The sequence below is a fragment of the Klebsiella sp. PK18 genome (assembly GCF_057784655.1).
In genome coordinates this window covers 378,049-401,121 of record NZ_CM173493.1, presented here as the reverse complement: position 1 = coordinate 401,121, position 23,073 = coordinate 378,049, and the positions used below count along the sequence as shown (strand labels likewise).

The 23,073-nt window shown below is 58.5% G+C and carries 21 protein-coding genes; 11 read left to right on the top strand and 10 right to left on the bottom strand.

From position 1 onward, the window contains the following. Positions 1 to 219 precede the first annotated feature (219 nt). From hofQ to AC3EMD_RS01825, 5 genes are read right to left on the bottom strand one after another with little or no spacing between them, the layout of a single operon-like run. Positions 220 to 1,461 (bottom strand): DNA uptake porin HofQ, encoded by a 1,242-nt coding sequence (hofQ, locus tag AC3EMD_RS01845; protein WP_032731340.1) that lies wholly within the window; start codon positions 1,459 to 1,461, stop codon positions 220 to 222. After that, entirely contained in the window at positions 1,397 to 1,777 is a 381-nt protein-coding gene (locus AC3EMD_RS01840; RefSeq protein ID WP_038421864.1) for a HofP DNA utilization family protein, read from the bottom strand. Before AC3EMD_RS01840 ends, hofQ begins: the two co-directional genes overlap by 65 nt. Continuing rightward, complete coding sequence (locus AC3EMD_RS01835; protein WP_302073909.1) at positions 1,767 to 2,195, bottom strand: HofO family protein; 429 nt, start codon at positions 2,193 to 2,195, stop codon at positions 1,767 to 1,769. The genes AC3EMD_RS01840 and AC3EMD_RS01835 overlap by 11 nt, the downstream gene beginning before the upstream one ends. Beyond that, the gene (locus AC3EMD_RS01830; protein WP_012540413.1) at positions 2,185 to 2,718 is read right to left on the bottom strand and encodes a PilN domain-containing protein; all 534 of its coding nucleotides are present in this window, start codon (positions 2,716 to 2,718) and stop codon (positions 2,185 to 2,187) included. Before AC3EMD_RS01830 ends, AC3EMD_RS01835 begins: the two co-directional genes overlap by 11 nt. After that, on the bottom strand, positions 2,702 to 3,502 hold the full coding sequence (locus AC3EMD_RS01825; RefSeq protein WP_012967139.1) for a type IV pilus biogenesis protein PilM: 801 nt from the start codon (positions 3,500 to 3,502) through the stop codon (positions 2,702 to 2,704). The genes AC3EMD_RS01830 and AC3EMD_RS01825 overlap by 17 nt, the downstream gene beginning before the upstream one ends. A 118-nt stretch (positions 3,503 to 3,620) precedes the next feature. Between AC3EMD_RS01825 and mrcA the strand changes: the two genes are divergently transcribed. Then, on the top strand, positions 3,621 to 6,179 hold the full coding sequence (gene mrcA / locus AC3EMD_RS01820; protein WP_008807011.1) for a peptidoglycan glycosyltransferase/peptidoglycan DD-transpeptidase MrcA: 2,559 nt from the start codon (positions 3,621 to 3,623) through the stop codon (positions 6,177 to 6,179). 53 nt (positions 6,180 to 6,232) lie between these two features. Here the strand turns inward: mrcA and nudE are convergent, their stop codons facing one another. Next, complete coding sequence (nudE, locus tag AC3EMD_RS01815) at positions 6,233 to 6,793, bottom strand: ADP compounds hydrolase NudE (RefSeq protein ID WP_012967138.1); 561 nt, start codon at positions 6,791 to 6,793, stop codon at positions 6,233 to 6,235. Positions 6,794 to 7,113: 320 nt separating this feature from the next. Between nudE and AC3EMD_RS01810 the strand changes: the two genes are divergently transcribed. The 5 genes from AC3EMD_RS01810 to pckA all read left to right on the top strand — a co-directional run bounded on the left by AC3EMD_RS01810 (position 7,114) and on the right by pckA (position 13,270). After that, on the top strand, positions 7,114 to 9,243 hold the full coding sequence (locus tag AC3EMD_RS01810) for an intracellular growth attenuator family protein (protein ID WP_100781139.1): 2,130 nt from the start codon (positions 7,114 to 7,116) through the stop codon (positions 9,241 to 9,243). A gap of 60 nt (positions 9,244 to 9,303) precedes the next feature. Next, entirely contained in the window at positions 9,304 to 9,987 is a 684-nt protein-coding gene (gene yrfG, locus AC3EMD_RS01805; protein ID WP_004181456.1) for a GMP/IMP nucleotidase, read from the top strand. After that, on the top strand, positions 9,984 to 10,385 hold the full coding sequence (gene hslR, locus AC3EMD_RS01800; RefSeq protein WP_302073908.1) for a ribosome-associated heat shock protein Hsp15: 402 nt from the start codon (positions 9,984 to 9,986) through the stop codon (positions 10,383 to 10,385). The genes yrfG and hslR overlap by 4 nt, the downstream gene beginning before the upstream one ends. A gap of 18 nt (positions 10,386 to 10,403) precedes the next feature. Continuing rightward, on the top strand, positions 10,404 to 11,288 hold the full coding sequence (hslO, locus tag AC3EMD_RS01795) for an Hsp33 family molecular chaperone HslO (protein ID WP_008807007.1): 885 nt from the start codon (positions 10,404 to 10,406) through the stop codon (positions 11,286 to 11,288). A gap of 359 nt (positions 11,289 to 11,647) precedes the next feature. After that, a complete protein-coding gene (pckA, locus tag AC3EMD_RS01790; protein WP_016161903.1) occupies positions 11,648 to 13,270 on the top strand; it encodes a phosphoenolpyruvate carboxykinase (ATP) in 1,623 nt (540 codons plus the stop codon). Positions 13,271 to 13,347: 77 nt separating this feature from the next. Here pckA and envZ read toward each other — a convergent pair whose 3' ends face one another. Together envZ and ompR are read right to left on the bottom strand one after the other, a co-directional pair. Next, positions 13,348 to 14,703, bottom strand: a complete 1,356-nt coding sequence (gene envZ / locus AC3EMD_RS01785) for a two-component system sensor histidine kinase EnvZ (RefSeq protein WP_008807005.1) — start codon at positions 14,701 to 14,703, stop codon at positions 13,348 to 13,350. Next, complete coding sequence (ompR, locus tag AC3EMD_RS01780; RefSeq protein ID WP_001157751.1) at positions 14,700 to 15,419, bottom strand: osmolarity response regulator transcription factor OmpR; 720 nt, start codon at positions 15,417 to 15,419, stop codon at positions 14,700 to 14,702. Before ompR ends, envZ begins: the two co-directional genes overlap by 4 nt. A gap of 227 nt (positions 15,420 to 15,646) precedes the next feature. Here ompR and greB point away from each other — a divergent pair, with 227 nt between their 5' ends. From greB to feoC, 5 genes are all read left to right on the top strand, one after another. Beyond that, positions 15,647 to 16,120, top strand: coding sequence for a transcription elongation factor GreB (greB, locus tag AC3EMD_RS01775; RefSeq protein WP_008807004.1), 474 nt, complete (start codon positions 15,647 to 15,649; stop codon positions 16,118 to 16,120). A 100-nt stretch (positions 16,121 to 16,220) separates the two neighbouring features. Next, positions 16,221 to 18,551: a Tex family protein gene (locus tag AC3EMD_RS01770; protein ID WP_040968926.1), complete on the top strand. Its 2,331-nt coding sequence runs from the start codon at positions 16,221 to 16,223 to the stop codon at positions 18,549 to 18,551. 420 nt (positions 18,552 to 18,971) lie between these two features. Then, positions 18,972 to 19,199, top strand: a complete 228-nt coding sequence (gene feoA / locus AC3EMD_RS01765) for a ferrous iron transporter A (RefSeq protein ID WP_002920506.1) — start codon at positions 18,972 to 18,974, stop codon at positions 19,197 to 19,199. A 28-nt stretch (positions 19,200 to 19,227) separates the two neighbouring features. Next, on the top strand, positions 19,228 to 21,546 hold the full coding sequence (gene feoB / locus AC3EMD_RS01760; protein ID WP_008807002.1) for a Fe(2+) transporter permease subunit FeoB: 2,319 nt from the start codon (positions 19,228 to 19,230) through the stop codon (positions 21,544 to 21,546). Between the two features lie 9 nt (positions 21,547 to 21,555). Beyond that, the gene (gene feoC / locus AC3EMD_RS01755; RefSeq protein WP_004202151.1) at positions 21,556 to 21,795 is read left to right on the top strand and encodes a [Fe-S]-dependent transcriptional repressor FeoC; all 240 of its coding nucleotides are present in this window, start codon (positions 21,556 to 21,558) and stop codon (positions 21,793 to 21,795) included. Between the two features lie 86 nt (positions 21,796 to 21,881). On the opposite strand, the gene AC3EMD_RS01750 is transcribed toward feoC, so the two are convergent. Together AC3EMD_RS01750 and bioH are read right to left on the bottom strand one after the other, a co-directional pair. Continuing rightward, a complete protein-coding gene (locus AC3EMD_RS01750; protein WP_002920510.1) occupies positions 21,882 to 22,151 on the bottom strand; it encodes a YdgH/BhsA/McbA-like domain containing protein in 270 nt (89 codons plus the stop codon). Between the two features lie 120 nt (positions 22,152 to 22,271). After that, on the bottom strand, positions 22,272 to 23,045 hold the full coding sequence (bioH, locus tag AC3EMD_RS01745) for a pimeloyl-ACP methyl ester esterase BioH (protein ID WP_302073907.1): 774 nt from the start codon (positions 23,043 to 23,045) through the stop codon (positions 22,272 to 22,274). Between the last annotated feature and the right edge of the window lie 28 nt (positions 23,046 to 23,073).

The window sequence follows — 23,073 nt, the reverse complement described above, 5'->3', positions numbered from 1 at the left end:
ACCCAGCGCCGCAGGGCATGAACTGAAACCTCATATGCAATAGAGCGAGAGTCAGACTAAAAATTATCTCAATACTCCGGCTGGTTTGGCAACTGAATAAAATCGCCGGACAATAAAGGGAGGATTGATGTCGTACCCGACTCTCAAATCGGTACCCCTTGTATGCTAAATCCGTCCTCACGTCAAACACCTGAAACGTGTTTAGCATGAAAAACCTGCTTAACGTACCGCCAGAATCCGTGGCGTAATAAAGACAACCAGTTCACGGCGTTCATTATCTTTCCCGTCGCGACGAAACAGACGCCCCAGCACCGGGATATCGCCAAGCAGCGGGACGCTGTCGCGGGCGGTTTTGTTTTTCTGCGAAAAGATGCCGCCCAACGCTAACGTCTCGCCGCTGCGAACTTCCACCAGGGTTTCTATCTCCTGTTTATCGATGGCCAGCGCCTCGCCATTATCCTGCTTCAGCACCTGACCCGGCGTATTTTCGCTGATCCTCAGCTTCAGCCGCACTCTTCCCTGCTGCAGCACCGTCGGCGTCACCTCCATGCCCAGCACGGCCTCTTTAAACTCCACCGACGTGGCGCCGCTTTCACCGCTGGAAACCTGATAGGGGATCTCGCTCCCCTGCTTGATGCTGGCGGGCTGCATATGCGAGGCCAGCAAACGAGGGCTGGCGATAATATCGACCTGCTGCTTGCGCTCCAGCGCGGAAAGTTCCAGTTCGAGTAAGCGACCGTTAATCTTGCCGATGTTAAACCCCGCACGGGTGCTGGCATCGTTCACCGACATATCGCTGCTCAGGGTGGTGATTTGTCCTGATCCCGGCGAGCCTCCGGCCTCCGCCAGCCGCCACTTCACCCCCAGCTCGCGAAGGCTGGTTTCGCTCATCGACACGATATGAGCGGCCAGCTCCACCTGTCCGACGGGCAAATCCATCTCCTGCGCCCAGGCTTTCAACGCCGGCAGATGCCGGGCATCATCGCGGATCAGCAGCCGGTTGGTCCGTTTGTCCGCCATCAGGTGCCCCCTGGCGCTAAGCAACTTACCGCCCGTTTTAGCCAGCTCCTCGGCATCGGCATAGTGCAGGGTCACGTTCTCGGCCTGCAGGGGCAGGTTCTGCAGGCGTTTCTCCTGTTCCGCTTCACGCTGCGCCTGATTCGCCTTTTGCCAGGCCTGGGTATGCGCGTAGATGACCGTTCCCTGCTGTTGCAAAGAGAGGCCTGCGCTATCCGCCACCGCCCGCAACGCCTGGGTCCAGGGAACCGTTTGCAGATGCAGGGAGAGCGTACCGCTAACGTCCGGCGCCACAACAAGGTTCTTGTGGTTCATTTCGGCCAGCGCTTGCAGCACATGAGCCACCGGCGCGTCATCAACCACTAGCGAAATTGTCTTTTCATTTCGGGCGGCGGGCGCCGCCAGCGGCAGCAGCAGAAGCAGTAGGCTTATCCATCGCATCATATTGTTTCCCTTCACGTTGCCAGCGCCACGCTGGCGGTTCACACCCCGCAGGCGTGGCGATCTCCAGCTCACCGGTCGTCAGCCGGCTCACCCGCCAGCCCGTGGGCAATTGATCATCCATGCGCACCCGCCGCCATTTGCCGCTCCCGTCCTGCAGAAACCCCGTCCAGCCTGCGCCATCCCCGGCCGCGCCGCCATAGCGCCATTGCGATAGCTGCGCCGTGCGGCAGGGATCCTCAACCGGCTGGAAAGGGTCACGCTCGGCCGCCAGCAACGACAGCGGCAGCCACAGTAAGGCCCAGCGTTTACGCCCCATCTTCCGCCTCCAGTTGCAAACGCAGGCGGAGCACCTGCGCCTCACGCTCCAGCGAGAACGATCGCGGGGTCATTCCACCGCGCGTCAGCCAGGAAAAAAGCGCGGGCAGCATCTGCCAGGGCAGAGTCAGCTCCATCTCACCCCCGCTCCCCTGCGGACGCCAGGCGATTAGCTTGGCCCCGGTGAGCGGAATGGCTATCGGCGAGAACGGCTGCTTGTCGATGCGCTCTCCGGACCTTTCACCGGCGGGGATGCGCAGCGACATGATCCGCCGCCACTGCGTTTGCAGGACGGGGTCGCGGGACACTGCCGCCAGCGGCGGCCCGGCAGCGCACCAGAGCGTAACGCCGAAGCCCAGCCCCCCCATCGCGAGCAGGGTCAGCAGCACCGCCTGGCTGCGCCGGCTGCTAATCCACATCGGCACGCTCTTCTGCAAGGGTAAAACTGAACTGCCAGCGTCCCTCGGCGTCGCGCTGCGTTCCGCCCGCTTTTGCCGGCGCGAATCCCGCCACATTGGTCAGAATGCGCTCCAGTCCGGCCAGCGCCTGAAGGTTGAGGGCCAGGCCGTTCACGGTCAGAACCGCGCCCTGGTAATCCAGCCGCGTCAGCCACGCCTGCGCGGGCAGATCTGCCGCCAGCGCCAGCAGCCTGGGTTGCCAGGCGGCGATCGCCGCTCTACGCCGTTGCTGTTGACGATGACGCTGGTGCTGCTGCCACGCCTCGCGCATTGGAAGCTCGCGCTGTTTAAGCGAGGCGAGCAACTGCGCGTCGGCCGTCGCGTGGAGTGTCGCCAGGGCGAGATGCTGCAGACGGACCGTGCGACATACCTGCAGGATCATCAATCCCAGCAGCATAATGCCGGTAGCAATCAGCAGGATGAAGCGCAGGCGCTGGCGCCGCCGCAGGTCGCGCCAGGGGAGAAGATTAACGGCATGCGTCATGGTGTTCACTCCCCAGCGCCAGCCCAAGGGCGATAGCGTAGCGATCGCCATCGACCGGCAGAGGAGGCTGCCGGCGGTGAATGACCTGCCAGACATCTAAGTTGCTGGCCTCGTCGCCAGCGTCAGCGCACAGACGCAAAGGAACCTGAAGCTGCTCCGCCAGCTGGCTTAACGACTTCACCTCATCGCAGGTGACACAACCCCAGGCCTCCTGCGTCGCCCATAGCCAGTGATTTTCATCCCGCCACGCGAGGCCCTGCGACTGCGGGTTCAGCAAGGGGACAAACGCGCCGAGCGCGCTGGCATCCGGCACGATGGCCGCTACCCGCAGTCGTAGCCGTCCTGCCAGCGCCCGCAGGACATTGATGTCCAGCCGCTGCGCCGCCGTGACCTGCCAACCGTCATCCCGCGAGGTGGGAGCATAATCAATGCTTAAGGAGGCGGCGGGCATCGCCAGTTGCTGGGTCATCGCGCTGGCTATCCACGTCGCCTGTTCACGATCCCGCAGGGCGAACTGGGGATAAGGCAGGCGCTTTTGCAGCGTGCGAACGGCGGGGAAAGCGATACTGACTTGATGCTGCACCGGTAGCTCCCGCCGCCAGGCGCTAAGCTGTGCGCCAAGGGCGCTGACGTCCACCACCATCCCCTGCCGTACCAGGCCTGGCGGCAGCGGAATACGCCACCAGCGGCGCAGCGCCCAGTGTGAGCGTTCATGCAATAGCGCGACAATGGCGATGCTATCCTGCTGGATATGCATCCCGATCCGCCAGTTTCTGAAAGCCATGCTTACGATCTCCTTATCCGGCAAAACTGTCCGGCTATATCAATGCACCTGGCTTGCCTTTATACTACCGCGCGTTTGTTTATAAACTGCCCAAATAAAACTAAATGGGAAAACACCGGTGAAGTTCGTAAAGTATCTATTGATCCTTGCAGTCTGTTGCGTACTGCTGGGAGCAGGCTCGATTTTTGGCCTCTACAAATACATAGAGCCGCAACTCCCCGACGTCGCAACCCTGAAGGATGTGCGTTTGCAGATCCCGATGCAGGTCTATAGCGCCGACGGTGAGCTTATTGCGCAATATGGCGAAAAACGCCGTATCCCTGTGACGCTGCAGCAAATTCCCCCCGAGCTGGTGAAAGCGTTTATCGCCACTGAAGACAGCCGTTTCTATGAGCACCACGGCGTCGATCCGGTGGGTATTTTCCGCGCCGCCAGCGTGGCGATGTTTTCAGGCCACGCCTCCCAGGGCGCCAGCACCATCACCCAGCAGTTAGCACGTAACTTCTTCCTCAGCCCCGAGAAGACGTTGATGCGTAAGATTAAAGAGGCCTTTCTGGCTATCCGCATCGAGCAGTTGCTGAACAAAGATGAAATCCTTGAGCTGTATCTGAACAAGATCTACCTCGGCTACCGCGCCTATGGCGTCGGCGCCGCGGCGCAGGTCTATTTTGGCAAACCTATCGACCAGTTGACCCTGAGTGAGATGGCGGTGATTGCCGGTCTGCCGAAAGCGCCTTCTACCTTTAACCCGCTCTATTCCATGGATCGCGCGACCGCCCGTCGCAACGTGGTGCTGTCGCGTATGTTGAGCGAGGGGTACATCACCCAGGCGCAATATGATGAGGCGCGCAGCGAAGCGATCGACGCCAGCTATCACGCGCCGAAAATCGCTTTCTCCGCCCCTTACCTGAGCGAAATGGTGCGCCAGGAGATGGTGAATCGCTACGGCGAGCAGGCCTATGAAGATGGCTACCGGGTTTACACCACCATTACTCGCAAGAATCAGCAGGCAGCCCAGCAGGCGGTACGCAATAACGTGCTGGATTACGATATGCGTCACGGCTACCGCGGCCCGGCCAGCGTGCTGTGGAAAGTCGGTGAAACGCCGTGGGAGACGAAAAAAATCATCGACTCGCTGAAGCGTCAGTCTGGCTACGGCCCGCTTTTCCCGGCGGTGGTCACTTCCGCGAATGCCCAGGAGGCCGTCGCGCTGTTGGCTAACGGCGACTCGGTTTCTCTGACGATGGACGGCGTGCGCTGGGCCCGGCGCTTTATCTCGGATACGCAGCAGGGGGCGACCCCGCGTAAAGTCAACGACGTCCTGCAGGCCGGGCAGCAGATCTGGGTTCGTAAAGTGGCTGACGGCTGGTGGCTGTCACAGGTCCCGGACGTCAACTCAGCGCTGGTCTCCATTAATCCGCAAAACGGCGCGATTATTGCTCTCGTCGGCGGGTTTGACTTTAACCAGAGCAAGTTCAACCGCGCCACTCAGGCGCTGCGTCAGGTCGGCTCCAACATTAAGCCGTTCCTCTATACCGCCGCGATGGATAAAGGCTTAACGCTGGCTAGTATGCTCAACGATGTGCCGATCTCGCGCTGGGACGCAGGCGCAGGATCCGACTGGCGGCCGAAGAACTCGCCGCCGCAGTATGCCGGTCCGATTCGTTTACGCCAGGGGCTTGGACAGTCGAAAAACGTGGTGATGGTGCGCGCTATGCGCGCCATGGGCGTTGACTATGCCGCCGAGTATCTGCAGCGCTTTGGCTTCCCGGCGCAAAACATTGTCCACACAGAATCGCTGGCCCTGGGCTCCGCCTCCTTTACGCCCCTGCAGGTTGCCCGCGGATATTCGGTGATGGCCAACGGCGGCTTCCTGGTCAACCCGTTCTTTATCAGTAAGATTGAGAATGATCAGGGCGGCGTTCTCTTCGAAGAACGTCCGAAAATCGCCTGCCCGCAGTGTGATTTACCGGTCATTTACGGTGATACGCCAAAATCCAACGTGCTGGAAAATAAAGATGTGGAAGATGTCGCCACCTCGACGGAACCGCAGAACGGCAACGTGCCGCCACAGCCGCAGCTGGAGCAGGCCAACCAGTCGCTGGTTGCACAGAGCGGCGCCCAGGAATACGCGCCGCATGTGATTAACACGCCGCTGTCGTTCCTGATAAAAAGCGCACTGAACAGCAACATCTTTGGCGAACCGGGCTGGATGGGAACCGGCTGGCGTGCCGGACGCGATCTGCAGCGGCATGACATCGGCGGGAAAACCGGGACCACCAACAGCTCGAAGGATGCCTGGTTCTCAGGCTACGGCCCAGGTGTAGTGACTTCGGTATGGATCGGCTTTGACGATCATCGTCGCGATCTTGGCCGCACCACCGCCTCCGGGGCGATTAAAGATCAGATCTCCGGCTATGAGGGGGGTGCTAAAAGTGCCCAGCCGGCCTGGGACAGCTTTATGAAGAGCGTGCTGGAGGGGGTGCCGGAAGAGCCGTTAACCCCGCCGCCGGGGATCGTCACGGTGAATATCGACCGCAGCACTGGTCAGTTGGCTAACGGGGGCAACAGCCGCGCGGAATACTTCATTGAAGGAACCCAGCCCACGCAGCAGGCGGTCCATGAGGTGGGCACCACCCTGACTGACGGCGGTGGTGAAACCCACGAACTGTTCTGACAAAAAAAGCGCCTGCGGGCGCTTTTTTATTGCTGCTAACGGCGCGCTTTCTCTCAGAGTCGGCCCTGAGCCAGCAGCCACTCGCGCACCAAAAACAGCGCGCTGACGTTACGGGCTTCGTTAAAATCTTCTTCATCCAGCAGCGACATCAGCTGCGCCAGCGGCCAGCGCACCTGCGGCAGCGGCTCAGGTTCATCGCCCGGCAGTGACTCAGGATAGAGGTCTTCCGCCACCAGGATATTCATTTTGCTGGAGAAGTAAGAGGGGGCCATACTGAGCTTCTTCAGAAACGTCAGCTTATTGGCGCCAAAGCCAACCTCTTCTTTCAGCTCGCGATTCGCTGCTTCATCCACGGTTTCACCCGGGTCAATCAGCCCTTTGGAGAAACCCAGCTCGTAGGATTCCGTGCCGACGGCATACTCGCGAATCAAAATAATGTGATCATCAACAATCGGCACAATCATCACCGCTTCACGGGTGGATGGCCGCATACGTTCATAAACGCGACGCACACCGTTGCTGAATTCCAGATCGACGCTTTCGACATTAAAGAGGCGCGAACGGGCGACAGTTTCAACATTGAGAATGGTGGGTTTTTGTAATGATTTGCTCATTGTCATCGGTCTATGCTGTGATTAAGCAGTCATTGTGCGATACGCAACACGCTTTCGGCAATCCAAATCGCTACTTATTTACAGAGTTGTAACCTTTTACCGGCAAAGGGGAAAGTAATAAAGATAAAAAAGTCAATAGCTTGAATTCTGTTTGAGAATTTACCGATTTCTGCGCATTAACGTTTTTGGTAAGCTTATACGTTGCTGCATGACATATTCACTACCCTGTAACCAGGTGCGCCACTAACACTGCAGCTTGACGTTAGTCTTCACGTTCACCGACGATATCGTAAGAAAAAAATAACTATGATGGGATGGGCATGGGCACCTTTCTGATTTTCCTTACAGCTCTGCTAATCTGCGTATTGCTCATCGGATGGTGGTACCGGTCTCACGCCAGACGCCGACGCCTTCCTCTACTGCACGCCTTTAGCGACGCCACTACGCGGCCGCTTCCTGCCGATGAGCGTCAGGCTATCGAAAAGTATCTTGCGGAGCTCAGTCGCACCCTGCAGGTCCCGGCGTCCGGCGCAACGACCGCACCCGTCGCTTTGGCGCTGAATGAACAGAGTGATACGGTCTACGCGGTGACGCGAGCCATCACTCGCTACGGGATCACTACCGACGCGCCGAATAAATGGCGCTACTTTCTCGATTCGGTGGAAGTCCATCTGCCGCCGTTCTGGGAACAGCATATCAACGACGAAAACAGCGTTGAGCTGATCCCCACCGACAGCCTGCCGCTGGTTATCACCCTTAACGGACATAGCCTGAGCGACTATCGTCAGGAGGCGCAAAGCTACGCCCTGGAACGCGCATCGGCCACCCAGGCCTCCATTCGCGGCGAAGAGAGCGAACAGGTAGAGCTACGGCAGATCCGTCGGGAAAGTCGGGAAGAACACGCCCTCAACCGGCCGGATGGGCTGCGCGAAGCGATCCTGATCGTCGCCTCCTTTCTGTTCTTTTATTTCAGCCTGATTGGGCCAGCCGTTTTTACCCCCTGGCTGGTGGCCGCGGGGGTACTGCTTCTCGCCGCTGGCGTGGGGGGGATCTATGCCCCGCCGCGCCGCGCCGCGTTGCGCGAAATCCACTGCCTGCGTGGCGTTCCCAAGCGCTGGGGACTGTTTGGCGAAAACGATCAAGAACATATCAATAATATCTCGCTGGGCATTATCGATCTTATCTATCCGCGCCACTGGCAGCCATGGATAGCCCAGGACCTGGGACAGCAGACCGATATTGATATCTATCTCAACCGTCACGTGGCCCGCCAGGGACGCTACCTGTCGCTCCATGATGAAGTGAAAAACTTCCCGCTACAGTACTGGCTGCGCAGCGCGATTATCGCCGCCGGCGCGCTGGTAGTGGTGATCATGCTGTGGGTCAGCGTACCGCTAAATATGCCGTTTAAGTTCACCCTGTCGTGGTTGAAGGGCGCCCAGACGATTGAAGCGACAACCGTCGACCAGCTGGCAAAAGCCCATGTGCGCATTGGCGATACGCTGCGCCTGACAGGCACCGGGATGTGTAATATCCGTACGCCGGGTAGCTGGTCGGCCAAAGAGGATTCGCCGTTCCTGCCTTTCGATTGTTCACAGATTGTATGGAACGACGCCCCTCCTCTGCCGCTACCGGAGTCTGATATTGTCAGCAAAGCGACCGCCCTGATGCAATCCGTCCAGCGCCAGCTGCATCCGGAAACCGACGATGACTCCCGCGTCAGCCCGGCGCTGCGCTCCGCGATTCAGAAATCAGGCATGGTGCTGCTGGATGATTTCGGCGATATCGTCCTGAAAACCAACGATCTCTGCTCGGCAAAGGATGACTGCCTGCGCCTGAAGAATGCGCTGGTCAACCTCGGAAATACCCGTAACTGGGAGGCGCTGACCAAGCGCGCCACCGCCGGGAAACTGGACGGCGTGAACGTGCTGCTGCGCCCGGTCAGCGCGGAGTCGCTGGAGAATCTGGTGACCACTTCCACCGCCCCCTTTGTAATGCGTGAAACTTCGCGAGCCGCGCAGGCGCTAAACAGCCCGGCGCCCGGCGGTTTCTTGATCGCCAGCGATGAAGGCAGCGTGCTGGTCAATCAGCCGTGGCCGGCGGTGAGCCTGTATGATTATCCGGCACATGAGCAGTGGAGCGAGCTGCGGCGGCTGGCCGGTATGCTCATGCATACCCCTTTCCACGCCGAAGGGATCGTCACCAATCTGTTTACCGACGCCAACGGCACCCAGCATATCAATCTGCACCGCATCCCCGACCGCAGCGGACTGTGGCGCTATCTGGGCATTACGCTGCTGCTGTTGTCGATGCTGGGGTGCATGGCTTACCACGGCGTACAGGCGCTGCGTCGTTATCAACGCCATCGCCAGCGTATGGAAGAGATTCAGAAATATTACGAAAGCTGCCTGAACCCGGTACTGCTCCCCGCGTCTGACCCGCAAGATTAATTTTCCCGGCGACAGGGTATGATACCCTGTCGCCCATTTTCTGCTCGCTGGAGAGTCATCATGCATTTTGATATCGCCTGGCAGGAGGTCGATACCGTTCTGCTGGATATGGACGGCACGCTCCTGGACCTCGCTTTTGACAACTATTTCTGGCAAACGCTGGTGCCTGAAACCTGGGGAGCCGCCCGCGGCCTCAATCTGCAGGAGGCGAAAGACGCCATGCGCCAGGAGTATCACGCCGTGCAGCATACGCTAAACTGGTACTGTCTGGATTACTGGAGCGAGCGCCTGGGTTTGGATATTTGTGCGATGACCAGCGAACAGGGTCCGCGCGCCACGCTGCGCGAGGATACGGTGCCGTTCCTTGATGCGCTCAAGGCCTGCGGTAAGCGACGCATTCTGTTGACCAATGCCCATCCCCACAATCTGGCGGTGAAGCTCAAACACACCGGCCTGGATGCGCACCTTGATTTATTACTTTCCACCCACACATTTGGTTATCCGAAAGAGGATCAGCGCCTGTGGCGCGCCGTGGCGGAGGAGACTGGCCTTGAGGCCCATAAAACGCTGTTTGTCGACGACAGCGAGGCGATTCTGGATGCCGCGAGGGAATTTGGCATTCGTTACTGCCTGGGCATTACCAATCCCGACTCCGGGCTGGCGGAAAAGCAGTATCTGCGCCATCCGGGGCTGAATGATTACCGGCGACTGATCCCTTCGCTTACCCCGAAGGAGAGGCGATGAAAGAGAAGCCCAGCGAAACCGTCAGACTGGACAAATGGCTTTGGGCCGCCCGCTTTTACAAGACCCGCGCGCTGGCGCGGGAGATGGTTGAAGGCGGCAAGGTGCATTACAACGGACAACGCAGCAAACCCGGGAAAATTGTCGAGCTGGACGCCATGCTGACGCTGCGCCAGGGCAATGACGAGCGTACGGTACGGATCGTCGGTATTACCGAACAGCGCCGCCCGGCAAGTGAAGCCGTCGCCCTGTATGAAGAGACGGCGGAAAGTATCGAGAAGCGTGAAAAAGTGGCCCTGGCGCGCAAAATGAACGCCCTGACCATGCCGCACCCTGACAGACGTCCGGACAAGAAAGAGCGCCGCGACCTGATGAGATTTAAACACGGCGAGAGTGAGTAACTCGCGCCAGAAAGAGAGATGATTATGACTCAACACGATCAATTACATCGTTATCTGTTTGAAAACTATGCCGTACGCGGCGAGCTGGTGACGGTGTCGGAAACCCTGGAACAGATTCTGGCGAATCACACCTATCCACAGCCGGTGAAAACGGTGCTGGCGGAGCTGCTGGTCGCCACCAGCCTGCTGACCGCGACGCTGAAGTTTGCTGGTGATATTACCGTTCAGCTGCAGGGCGATGGCCCTTTACAGCTGGCGGTGATCAACGGCAATAACCAGCAGCAGTTGCGCGGCGTCGCGCGCGTGCAGGGCGATATTGCGGACGATGCGGATTTGAAAACGATGGTCGGCAACGGCTATCTGGTCATTACCATCTCCCCGAAAGAGGGTGAACGTTATCAGGGTGTGGTCGGTCTGGAAGGCGATACGCTGGCCGCCTGCCTGGAAGATTACTTCCAGCGTTCAGAGCAGTTGCCGACGCGCCTCATCATTCGCACCGGGGAACATGAAGGTCAGCCGATGGCCGGTGGGATGCTGCTGCAGGTGATGCCGGCGCAGGATACCCAGACGACCGACTTCGAGCACCTGGCGACGCTCACCGAGACCATCAAGGCGGAAGAGCTGTTCACCCTGCCGGCGAACGATGTGCTGTGGCGCCTGTACCATGAGGAAGAGGTCACGGTCTACGAGCCGCAGAGCGTCGAGTTCAAATGTACGTGTTCTCGTGAACGCTGCGCTGGCGCGCTGAAGACCCTGCCGGATGAAGAGATAGATAGCATCCTCGCCGATGAAGGCGAGATTGATATGCACTGCGACTACTGCGGTAACCACTATATCTTCAATGCCATGGATATTGCCGAGATCCGTAATAACGCCTCTCCGGCCGACCCACAGGTCCATTAATCCCCGCGTCTTCCACAGGTACAGGGTGGCGATGTTGTTCGTCGCCTTGTGCCTGACTTTTATTTATTCACGAGTTGAATCGATTTTCCCTGAAAGAGTTACGTAATTTTATTCCAGGAAAGCGATTACATTCACAATTCAGTAGTTTTTTTAATTACTTTTTAACCATTAATAAACATCTACCCCCAACATCCGTCCATTTCCTGAGATAATCCACTTCACTTCGTGACAGGAGTCACCGTTTTTTTCGTCATTCTGAGGAATGTCGAGATACGTAAATCTATGAGCCTGGTCGCGGTCAATACCCGGTAAGAAACCCTACAATTTACAGCAGTACATCTTGGCTAAGGAGCAGTGACATGCGCGTTAATCATGGTTTAACCCCGCAGGATCTCAAGGCTTATGGTATCAATGACGTTCAGGATATCGTCCACAACCCCAGCTACGATATGTTGTTTCAGGAAGAGCTCGACCCCAGCCTGGAAGGTTACGAACGTGGCGTATTAACCAGTCTGGGTGCTATCGCCGTCGACACGGGCATTTTTACCGGCCGTTCTCCGAAAGATAAGTATCTCGTTCGCGACGACACCACCCGCGATACCGTCTGGTGGTCCGATAAAGGCAAAGGTAAAAACGACAACAAGCCGCTTTCACAGGAAACCTGGCAGCATCTGAAAGGGCTGGTGACCCAGCAGTTGTCCGGTAAACGGCTGTTTATCGTCGACGCCTTCTGCGGCGCCAACGCCGATACCCGTCTCAGCGTGCGCTTTATTACCGAAGTGGCCTGGCAGGCGCACTTCGTTAAAAACATGTTCATCCGCCCGAGCGATGAAGAGCTGGCGGACTTCGAGCCCGACTTCATCGTGATGAACGGCGCGAAGTGCACCAACCCGCAGTGGAAAGAGCAAGGTCTGAACTCGGAAAACTTCATCGCCTTCAACCTCACCGAGCGCATCCAGCTGATCGGCGGCACCTGGTATGGTGGCGAAATGAAGAAAGGGATGTTCTCGATCATGAACTACCTGCTGCCGCTGAAGGGCATCGCCTCCATGCACTGCTCAGCCAACGTCGGCGAAAAAGGCGATGTCGCTATTTTCTTCGGCCTCTCAGGCACCGGCAAAACCACCCTCTCCACCGATCCAAAACGCCGCCTGATTGGCGATGATGAACATGGCTGGGATGACGACGGCGTGTTTAACTTCGAAGGGGGCTGCTACGCCAAGACCATCAAGCTCTCTGAAGCGGCCGAGCCGGATATCTATCACGCCATTCGCCGCAATGCTCTGCTGGAAAACGTGGTGGTGCGCGCCGATGGCACGATCGATTTCGATGACGGTTCGAAGACTGAAAACACCCGCGTCTCCTACCCCATCGACCATATCGACAACATTGTTAAACCGGTTTCCAAAGCGGGTCACGCCACCAAAGTGATCTTCCTGACGGCCGATGCGTTCGGCGTCCTGCCGCCGGTCTCCCGCCTGACCGCCGATCAGACCCAGTACCATTTCCTGTCCGGGTTTACCGCCAAACTGGCCGGCACCGAACGCGGCGTGACCGAGCCCACGCCAACCTTCTCCGCCTGCTTTGGCGCCGCCTTCCTGTCGCTGCATCCGACACAGTACGCCGAAGTGCTGGTTAAACGTATGCAGGCGGCCGGCGCGCAGGCTTATCTGGTCAATACCGGCTGGAACGGCACCGGCAAGCGTATCTCGATTAAAGATACCCGCGCCATCATCGACGCCATCCTCAATGGCTCGCTGGACAACGCGGAGACCTTTACCCTGCCGATGTTTAACCTGCAGATCCCAACGGCGCTCCCGGGTGTGGATACCCAGATCCTCGATCCGCGCAGCACCTATGGTTCCCCGGAGCAGTGGCAGGAAAAAGCCGATCAGCTGGCGAAGCTGTTTATCGAGAACTTTGAGAAGTATACCGATACGCCAGCGGGCGCCGCGCTGGTGGCGGCAGGGCCGCAGCGCTAACGGGCGCAGAGGTGAAAAAGCCGGGCTTGCCCGGCTTTTTGTTGTGCAACGTCCTGATTAGCCAACCTCGGCCGCACTCAGCTCTCTTTGGTGGGTTTCATCGGCGCCAGCATCCGGTGCACCGGTAGCCAGGCGCGGATCAGTAATCCGCCGCGTTCGCTGGAGCCAATCTCCAGCCGGCCGTTGTGATTGTCGATAATACGCTGAACAATCGCCAGCCCCAGCCCGGTGCCGCTGGTACTGCGGGCGCTATCGCCGCGTACAAACGGCTGGAACAGATGTTCGCGCTGCTCAGGTTTGATCCCCGGCCCGTCATCTTCCACCTGGAACCAGGCCCGGCTCGCTTCGCTGCCGCTGCTGACCTTGATCCAGCCATTGCCGTAGCGGGCCGCATTCACCACCATATTCGCCAGCGCACGCTTGATAGAAAGCGGGTGCATGCGTACCGGGATTTCACCGGCCTGCAGGGCAGTGGCGATCTCACGTTCATAGCCGCTCTCAGCAGCGATCACTTCCCCCAGCACCGCATTGAGGTCCGCCAGCTCCATCGGCATCTCCTGCCCGGTGCGCAGATAGTCGATAAACTGCTCGATGATGGCGTTGCACTCTTCGATATCTTTGTTAATCGACTCCGCGAGATACCCGTCCTGCTCGCCCATCATCTCGGTGGCCAGACGAATGCGCGTCAGCGGAGTACGTAAATCGTGGCTGACCCCGGCCATCAGCAACGTACGGTCGTCAGCCAGCTGCTTCACGCCCGCGGCCATATGGTTAAAGGCGCGGGTCACCGAGCGCACCTCAGAGGCGCCGTACTCTCGCAGCGGCGGCGGGATAATACCGCGCCCGACCTGCAGCGCCGCGTGTTCGAGATCTACCAGCGGACGGTTCTGAATACGGATAAACAGCCAGGCGCCGCCTATCGCCAACAGCATGATCGCCAGGGTATAGCGGAACAGCGGCGAGAAGTCGCCCTGATGGATCTCGGTCAGCGGTACCCGCACCCAGATATTGGGCGACAGCCAGGTCTTCAGCCACACCACGGGGGAGCTTTTATTGACCTCCACCCGCACCTCAGTGGGGCCGCCGAGCTGATGCGCCATCTGCTGGCTTAAGAATTCATAATGCTGCGCCCAGCGCAGCCCTGCGTCTTCCGCCGCTTCATTGGAATAGAGCGAAATCCCCAGCTCACGATAAATTTCACGACGAAACGCCGGGGGCACCACCAGCTGGGTGCCATCCTCCAGCTGCAGTTTGTCGGTCATCAGCATACGGACTTCGTAGGCCAATACTTTATTAAACTGCTGGAGACTCGGCAGGATCGCGAAATTCAGTACCACCAGATAGGTCGTCACCAGGCTGACGAACAGCAAGGTGACGATCAGGAGCAGCGTGCGAGCAAAGGAGCTGCGCGGCGAAAAGCGCACGCGTTTCATGCCTTAGAGCCGTCCGGGACGAAGACGTAGCCCAGACCCCAGACGGTCTGGATATAGCGCGGATGCGCCGGATCCTCTTCCACCATGCGGCGCAGGCGGGAGATCTGAACGTCGATGGAGCGCTCCATCGCAGAATATTCGCGCCCGCGGGCGAGGTTCATCAGCTTATCGCGCGACAGCGGTTCGCGAGGATGACTCACCAGCGCCTTCAGGACCGCAAATTCGCCGCTGGTCAACGGCATCGGCTCGTCTTCACGGAACATCTCGCGGGTGCCCAGGTTCAGTTTGAATTTACCAAAGGCGATAACCGCCTCTTCCTGCGATGGCGCGCCCGGCAGTTCATTCGCCTGACGACGTAGCACCGCCCGAATACGGGCCAGCAGTTCACGCGGGTTAAACGGCTTCGGAATGTAGTCGTCAGCCCCGATTTCCAGGCCAACGATCCGGTCAACCTCTTCACCTTTCGCCGTCACCATAATGATCGGCATCGGGTTGCTCTGACTGCGCAGACGACGGCAAATCGAGAGACCATCTTCCCCTGGCAGCATCAGATCCAGCACCATCAGGTGGAAGGATTCACGGGTTAACAGACGATCCATCTGTTCGGCGTTCGCCACGCTACGAACCTGGAAGCCCTGCTCGGTCAGATAACGTTCGAGCAGCGCACGCAGGCGCATGTCGTCATCCACAACCAGAATCTTATAATTCTCTTGCATTGTTTGTACTCCCAAAGGTTCACTGCAATAGTCAGTGCGTATTCTCAAAAAAGCCCGGCGCGCTCACCAGCTAAATCTGGTATATATTCCAGGCTAAATTGTTACAAAGCATATTTAACAGCAGGTTAAGTATACATTTAATCATAAGACACAGTATTTATCCTGTCGGTATTATTACGCGCTACAAATTGTGCGCAACGACAGACTGTCAGAAGGTTGAACTCACGATGAAAACGCCGCTGATCACCCGCGAGGGATATGAAAAACTGAAGCAGGAAATGGACTACCTGTGGCGCCAGGAGCGCCCGGAAGTGACCAAAAAGGTCACCTGGGCCGCCAGCCTTGGCGACCGCAGCGAGAACGCGGACTACCAGTACAACAAAAAGCGCCTGCGGGAGATCGATCGCCGGGTCCGCTATCTGACCAAATGTCTGGAACAGTTAAAGATCGTCGATTATTCCCCGCAGCAGGAAGGCAAAGTCTTCTTCGGCGCCTGGGTAGAGATCGAAAACGACGAGGGCGATACCAAACGCTTTCGCATCGTCGGCTACGATGAGATTTTTGGCCGCAAAGACTACATCTCCATCGACTCGCCAATGGCGCGCGCCTTGCTGAAAAAAGAGGTCGGCGATCTGGCTATCGTTAACACGCCGGCGGGCGAAGCCAGCTGGTATGTCAACGAGATCGAATACGTAAAATAGACAAGAACTTTCCGAGAGACACCGGGCGCGACTGGCATTTTCAGCCGTCAGTCCGTATAACTAGTCCCTGATTTTTGACCCTAAAGATGAATTAAAAGCCATGATGAATGATTCGCTCTGCCGCATTATTGCGGGTGAACTTCAGGCCAGAGCCGAACAGGTAGAAGCTGCCGTTCGCCTGCTTGATGAAGGGAACACCGTGCCGTTTATTGCACGTTATCGTAAAGAAGTCACCGGCGGTCTGGATGACACGCAGCTGCGTAATCTGGAAACCCGCCTTGGCTATCTGCGCGAACTGGAAGACCGTCGTCAGGCGATCCTCAAATCCATCGCTGAACAGGGCAAACTGACCGACGCGCTGGAAAAAGCCATCACCACCACGCTCAGCAAAACCGAACTGGAAGATCTCTACCTGCCGTACAAGCCGAAGCGCCGTACCCGCGGGCAGATCGCCATCGAAGCCGGGCTGGAGCCGCTGGCTGACCTGCTGTGGAACGAACCGGCCCACGATCCGGAAGCGGAAGCCGCAAAATATATTAACGCTGACAACGGCATCGCCGACAGCAAAGCGGCCCTGGACGGCGCGCGCTATATTCTGATGGAGCGGTTTGCCGAAGACGCCGCGCTGCTGGCGAAGGTCCGCGACTATCTGTGGAAAAACGCCCACCTGGTCTCCACCGTCGTCAGCGGCAAAGAAGAGGAAGGCGCCAAATTCCGCGACTACTTCGATCACCACGAGCCGATCGCCACCGTGCCCTCGCATCGCGCCCTGGCGATGTTCCGCGGTCGCAACGAAGGCGTGCTGCAGCTCTCTTTAAACGCCGATCCGCAGTTTGACGAGCCGCCGAAAGAGAGCCACGGCGAGCAAATTATTATCGACCACCTTGGCCTGCGCCTGAATAACGCCCCGGCGGACAGCTGGCGTAAAGGTGTCGTCAGCTGGACCTGGCGTATCAAAGTGCTGATGCACCTCGAAACCGAGCTGATGGGCACCGTGCGCGAGCGCGCGGAGGACGAAGCCATCAACGTCTTCGCCCGTAACCTGCACGACCTCCTGATGGCCGCGCCCGCCGGGCTGCGCGCCACCATGGGACTCGATCCGGGCCTGCGCACCGGGGTGAAAGTGGCCGTCGTCGACGCCACCGGTAAACTGGTCGCCACCGATACCATCTATCCCCATACCGGCCAGGCCGCCAAAGCGGCCGTCGTCGTCGCCGCGCTGTGTGAAAAGTACAATGTTGAGCTGGTGGCCATCGGCAATGGTACCGCCTCGCGTGAAACCGAGCGTTTCTTCCTCGACGTGCAGAAGCAGTTCCCGAAAGTCACCGCCCAGAAGGTGATCGTCAGCGAAGCCGGGGCTTCCGTTTACTCCGCCTCCGAGCTGGCGGCCCAGGAGTTCCCGGACCTCGACGTGTCGCTGCGCGGCGCGGTCTCCATCGCCCGCCGTCTGCAGGATCCCCTGGCCGAGCTGGTGAAAATCGACCCGAAATCGATTGGCGTCGGCCAGTATCAGCACGATGTCAGCCAGACCCAGCTGGCGCGTAAGCTGGACGCGGTGGTGGAAGACTGCGTGAACGCCGTCGGCGTTGACCTGAACACCGCCTCCGTTCCGCTGCTGACCCGCGTCGCCGGCCTGACCCGCATGATGGCGCAGAACATCGTTGCCTGGCGCGACGAGAACGGCCAGTTCCAGAATCGCCAGCAGTTGCTGAAGGTCAGCCGTCTGGGGCCGAAAGCCTTTGAACAGTGCGCCGGCTTCCTGCGTATCAACCACGGCGACAACCCGCTGGATGCCTCCACCGTGCACCCGGAAGCCTATCCGGTGGTCGAGCGCATTCTGGCCGCCACCCAACAGGCGCTGAAAGATCTGATGGGCAACAGCAGCGAACTGCGTCATCTGAAGGCTGCGGATTTCACCGATGAGAAGTTCGGCGTTCCGACCGTCACCGACATTATCAAAGAGCTGGAAAAACCGGGCCGCGATCCGCGTCCGGAGTTTAAGACGGCGAAGTTCGCCGACGGCGTAGAGACCATGAACGATCTACTGCCGGGGATGATCCTGGAAGGCGCCGTCACCAACGTCACCAATTTCGGCGCGTTTGTCGATATCGGCGTCCATCAGGATGGACTGGTACACATTTCGTCGCTTTCTGACCGGTTTGTTGAAGATCCGCACACCGTGGTGAAAGCGGGCGACATCGTGAAGGTCAAGGTCATGGAAGTCGATCTGCCGCGTAAACGTATCGCCCTGACCATGCGTCTCGACGAGCAGCCAGGCGACAGCAACGCCCGCCGCGGCGGCGGTCAGGATCGCCCCCAGGGTAACCGCCCGGCCGCGAAGGCCGCCAAACCCCGCGGTCGCGAGGCACAGCCTGCCGGTAACAGCGCAATGATGGATGCCCTCGCTGCGGCGATGGGTAAAAAACGCTAATCTCTCCCTGCCCCTTTTCAGGGGCAGTTTTCATTTTTCATCCCCTGGCGATACGGCCGCCATTACGCGCAAAACGGGTTCAGTCATTTCTGATAACCTGCATTAATTCCGTTAAGGAAAGGTCGCGAAATTATTATTTTCATTTCGTTAACTTAAGAAACCTTAATTAAACATTAGATCGCCGAAATAATATTTTGCGCCTATTTGATCACCGACTGGATTTTGCGGCATATCAATAAAAAGGTGATTTTCGCTATAAAAATAGCGCGAAGCGCATCATATGTATTGATGATAAAAACCATTCTCATTATCATCACTTTCAGAACGTTTTTTCCTTTTTCGTTGGCTACGGTCCCCGGCGCAGCTGCCTCCAGGCGTCCGGAAAATTCTTCTTCGGTTATCGATAGACAAGTAGGCCCTATGCAATTCACACCTGATAGTGCGTGGAAAATTACCGGATTCTCCCGCGATATTAGCCCAGCATACCGTCAGAAATTACTCTCCCTCGGCATGCTGCCCGGTTCCTCTTTTCATGTGGTTCGCGTAGCGCCGCTCGGCGATCCTGTTCATATTGAAACCCGACGCGTCAGTCTGGTATTACGCAAAAAAGATCTCGCCTTAATCGAACTGGAAGCGGTTGCACAATAACGGCTGGCCCGGCACAAGAGTCTGAAATATGAAAAAATTAACCGTTGGTTTAATTGGTAATCCTAATTCTGGCAAGACCACCTTATTTAATCAGCTGACCGGCGCCCGCCAGCGCGTAGGCAACTGGGCCGGGGTCACCGTTGAGCGTAAAGAGGGCGTTTTCGCCACCACTGACCATCAGGTCACGCTGGTCGACCTCCCGGGGACCTACTCCCTGACCACCATCTCTTCGCAGACCTCGCTGGACGAGCAGATTGCCTGCCACTACATCCTGAGCGGCGACGCCGACATGCTGATTAACGTGGTTGATGCCTCCAACCTTGAGCGAAACCTCTATCTGACGCTGCAGCTGCTCGAGCTGGGGATCCCCTGCGTCGTCGCGCTGAACATGCTGGATATCGCCGAAAAGCAGCAGGTGCGTATCGATATCGACGCCCTCGCCGCCCGTCTCGGCTGCCCGGTCATTCCGCTGGTCTCAACCCGCGGACGCGGAATCGAAGCGCTGAAGATTGCCCTCGACCGTCATCAGGCGAACAGCGATATTGAGCTGGTTCACTATCCGCAGCCGCTGCTGCGCGAAGCTGACCTGCTGGCGCAGCAAATGTCAGCGCAGATCCCGACCCGGCAGCGGCGCTGGCTGGGTCTGCAGATGCTGGAGGGCGATATCTACAGCCGGGCCTATGCCGGCGACGCCGCCGATAAACTGGATATTGCTCTGGCGAATCTCAGCGACGAGATCGACGACCCGGCGTTGCATATCGCAGACGCACGCTATCAGACCATCGCCGCCATTTGCGACGCCGTCAGCAACACCCTGACCGCCGAGCCGAGCCGCTTCACCGCGGCGATGGACAAAGTGATCCTCAACCGCTTCCTCGGGTTGCCGATTTTTCTCTTTGTCATGTACCTGATGTTCCTGCTGGCGATAAACATCGGCGGCGCGCTGCAGCCGATTTTTGATGCCGGTTCGGTCGCGGTCTTTATTCACGGTATTCAATGGCTGGGCTACACCCTGCACTTCCCGGACTGGCTGACCGTGTTCCTCGCCCAGGGGATCGGCGGCGGTATCAACACCGTGCTGCCGCTGGTGCCGCAGATCGGCATGATGTATCTGTTCCTCTCCTTCCTTGAGGACTCCGGCTACATGGCGCGCGCCGCCTTTGTCATGGACCGCCTGATGCAAGCCCTCGGCCTGCCGGGGAAATCCTTTGTCCCGTTGATTGTCGGTTTCGGCTGCAACGTGCCGTCGGTGATGGGCGCCCGTACCCTTGACGCGCCGCGCGAGCGTCTGATGACCATTATGATGGCGCCGTTTATGTCCTGCGGCGCGCGGCTGGCGATCTTCGCCGTCTTCGCAGCCGCGTTCTTTGGTCAGAACGGTGCGCTGGCGGTCTTCTCGCTCTACGTACTGGGCATTGTGATGGCCATTCTCACCGGCCTGATGCTGAAGCACACCATTATGCGTGGCGAAGCCTCGCCATTCGTGATGGAGCTGCCGGTGTACCACGTCCCGCACATCAAGAGCCTGATTATCCAGACCTGGCAGCGCCTGAAAGGCTTTGTGCTGCGCGCCGGGAAGGTGATCGTCATTGTCAGCATCTTCCTCAGCGCGCTGAACAGCTTCTCGCTGAGCGGTAAGGTCGTCGACAACATCAACGACTCCGCGCTGGCCTCGGTGAGCCGGGTCATTACGCCGGTGTTTAAACCGATCGGCGTGCATGAAGATAACTGGCAGGCCACCGTCGGCCTGTTTACCGGCGCGATGGCGAAGGAGGTGGTGGTCGGTACGCTGAACACCCTCTATACCGCCGAAGATATCCAGAATGAGGAATTCAATCCGCAGACCTTCAGCCTCGGCGAAGAACTGCTCGCCGCCGTCGACGAAACATGGCAGGGACTGAAAGACACCTTCAGCCTCAGCGTCCTGGCCAACCCCATCGAAGCCAGCAAAGGCGATGGCGAGATGGCCACCGGCGCCATGGGCGTGATGGGCAGTAAATTTGGCAGCGCGGCGGCGGCATACAGCTACCTGATCTTCGTTCTGCTCTATATCCCCTGCATCTCGGTGATGGGCGCCATCGCCCGCGAATCGAGCCGCGGCTGGATGACCTTCTCCATCCTGTGGGGGCTGAATATCGCCTATTCGCTCTCGACGCTCTATTACCAGACCGTCAGCTTTAGCGACCATCCGCGCTACAGCCTGGTGTGTATCCTGGCAGTGGTGTTGTTCAACGTGGTGCTCTTCGGCCTGCTGCGCCGGGCGCGCAGCCGGGTGGACGTCTCGCTGCTGGCCACCCGAAAAACGCCGGCCTCCTGCTGTTCCAGCCCGGCTGGCGATTGCCACTAAGGAGGGTCTGTGGCGTCGTTAATGGAAGTCCGCGATATGCTGGCCCTGCAGGGTCGTATGGAGGCGAAACAGCTCAGCGCCCGCCTGCGGACGCCTCAGCCGCTGATTGACGCGATGCTGGAACGGATGGAAGCCATGGGTAAGGTGGTACGGATCAGCGAAACGAGCGAGGGCTGTCTCTCAGGCAGCTGTAAAAGCTGTCCTGAAGGGAAAGCGGCGTGCCAGCAGGAGTGGTGGGCGCTGCGATGAAAAGAGTCAGGCCAGATCGCGCAGCGGGTAAAACGAGTAAGACAGCAGTGAAAAACGGGCCAACAGGCCCGTTTTTTATGACTGGATTATTTATAAACGTCAGCGTTAGCGTGTACGGTTTTTTCGTTTTTCTGCCCGGCAATCACCACAAAGTATTTCCCACCCAGCTCATCGGCTTTTTTAGACAGATCGCGTCGGGCGTCCATCGGTGACGTCGTCCTGGAGGTCGTGATGCTGCCGACCTTGGTCAAATTCATCTTCGCCACGTCTTCTTTTTGGATCTCTTTCGCGGCAAATGCGCCAAAAGACAGGGTGCCAATCACCAGAGATGCAACCATTCCTGTAACAAGTTTCATAGCCTCTACTCTCCATAAGGTTGTTATTGTAGGTCACGGTGGCGGAATGAAATAATCAACCACCGTAACAACCTAAGTATTGCTAGGAATGGCCCATTTACCATGGCGCGGCAAAAAAAATTACCCCAGCCGCGTTTTCAACGCCAGCAGCGGCTCGCAGAAGGCCGCGGGATGGGAAACAAACGGCGCATGCGCCGCCTTATCGAAGAGGATTGACTCGCTTTCCGGCCACAGCTTATCCAGCAGCGGGACAATCTTGCGCGGCACCAGTCCGTCCAGCCGGCCATACAGCCGCAGAAACGGTATCGGCAACCCAACCAGCGCCTGGCGCAGATCGACGGTTCTGAGGATCTCCAGTCCGCCGTTCAGCGCCTCGGCGGAAGGCATCGGCAGCGAGAGCACCGCCTGCTTTAACGCCCGCGCATCCTGACGCGCGCTCTCTGTGCCCATGGTTTGCAGGGCGAGGAATCGCTCGACGGTGCGCTGGAAATCGTCGCTCAGCTGCTGCTGAAACCCGGCCAGCACCTCGGGCTTGATGCCGGGCCAGTCGTCACGGGCCGCGAAACAGGGGGAAGAGGCAACCGTCACCAGCGCCTGCACGCGTTCCGGGTGCATCATCGCCACCTGGCTTGCCACCAGCCCGCCCAGGCTCCAGCCCAGCCACACCGCCTGAGGAGGAGCCTGCTCCAGCACCCGCTGCGCCATCGCCTCGAGCGACATCGCCCCATACCCGCCGCTGCGGCCATAGCCCGGCAGGTCCACCAGGTGGAGGGTAAAATGCGAAGCCAGCTGCGGCGTGATGCAATCCCATACCTGAGCGTTCAGCCCCCAGCCGTGCAGCAGCACAAGATGACAATCCCCTTCGCCGATTGTTTGCCACCAGATGTCGTTCATCCGTTACCGTTCTCTTTTTTACTGGACA

Coding starts and splice junctions, on each gene's coding strand:
- hofQ (WP_032731340.1), bottom strand. CDS start 1,461: ATGATGCGATGGATAAGCCTACTGCTTCTGCTGCTGCCGCTGGCGGCG.
- AC3EMD_RS01840 (WP_038421864.1), bottom strand. CDS start 1,777: ATGGGGCGTAAACGCTGGGCCTTACTGTGGCTGCCGCTGTCGTTGCTG.
- AC3EMD_RS01835 (WP_302073909.1), bottom strand. CDS start 2,195: ATGTGGATTAGCAGCCGGCGCAGCCAGGCGGTGCTGCTGACCCTGCTC.
- AC3EMD_RS01830 (WP_012540413.1), bottom strand. CDS start 2,718: ATGACGCATGCCGTTAATCTTCTCCCCTGGCGCGACCTGCGGCGGCGC.
- AC3EMD_RS01825 (WP_012967139.1), bottom strand. CDS start 3,502: ATGGCTTTCAGAAACTGGCGGATCGGGATGCATATCCAGCAGGATAGC.
- nudE (WP_012967138.1), bottom strand. CDS start 6,793: ATGAGCAAATCATTACAAAAACCCACCATTCTCAATGTTGAAACTGTC.
- AC3EMD_RS01810 (WP_100781139.1), top strand. CDS start 7,114: ATGGGCACCTTTCTGATTTTCCTTACAGCTCTGCTAATCTGCGTATTG.
- yrfG (WP_004181456.1), top strand. CDS start 9,304: ATGCATTTTGATATCGCCTGGCAGGAGGTCGATACCGTTCTGCTGGAT.
- hslR (WP_302073908.1), top strand. CDS start 9,984: ATGAAAGAGAAGCCCAGCGAAACCGTCAGACTGGACAAATGGCTTTGG.
- hslO (WP_008807007.1), top strand. CDS start 10,404: ATGATTATGACTCAACACGATCAATTACATCGTTATCTGTTTGAAAAC.
- pckA (WP_016161903.1), top strand. CDS start 11,648: ATGCGCGTTAATCATGGTTTAACCCCGCAGGATCTCAAGGCTTATGGT.
- envZ (WP_008807005.1), bottom strand. CDS start 14,703: ATGAAACGCGTGCGCTTTTCGCCGCGCAGCTCCTTTGCTCGCACGCTG.
- ompR (WP_001157751.1), bottom strand. CDS start 15,419: ATGCAAGAGAATTATAAGATTCTGGTTGTGGATGACGACATGCGCCTG.
- greB (WP_008807004.1), top strand. CDS start 15,647: ATGAAAACGCCGCTGATCACCCGCGAGGGATATGAAAAACTGAAGCAG.
- AC3EMD_RS01770 (WP_040968926.1), top strand. CDS start 16,221: ATGATGAATGATTCGCTCTGCCGCATTATTGCGGGTGAACTTCAGGCC.
- feoA (WP_002920506.1), top strand. CDS start 18,972: ATGCAATTCACACCTGATAGTGCGTGGAAAATTACCGGATTCTCCCGC.
- feoB (WP_008807002.1), top strand. CDS start 19,228: ATGAAAAAATTAACCGTTGGTTTAATTGGTAATCCTAATTCTGGCAAG.
- AC3EMD_RS01750 (WP_002920510.1), bottom strand. CDS start 22,151: ATGAAACTTGTTACAGGAATGGTTGCATCTCTGGTGATTGGCACCCTG.
- bioH (WP_302073907.1), bottom strand. CDS start 23,045: ATGAACGACATCTGGTGGCAAACAATCGGCGAAGGGGATTGTCATCTT.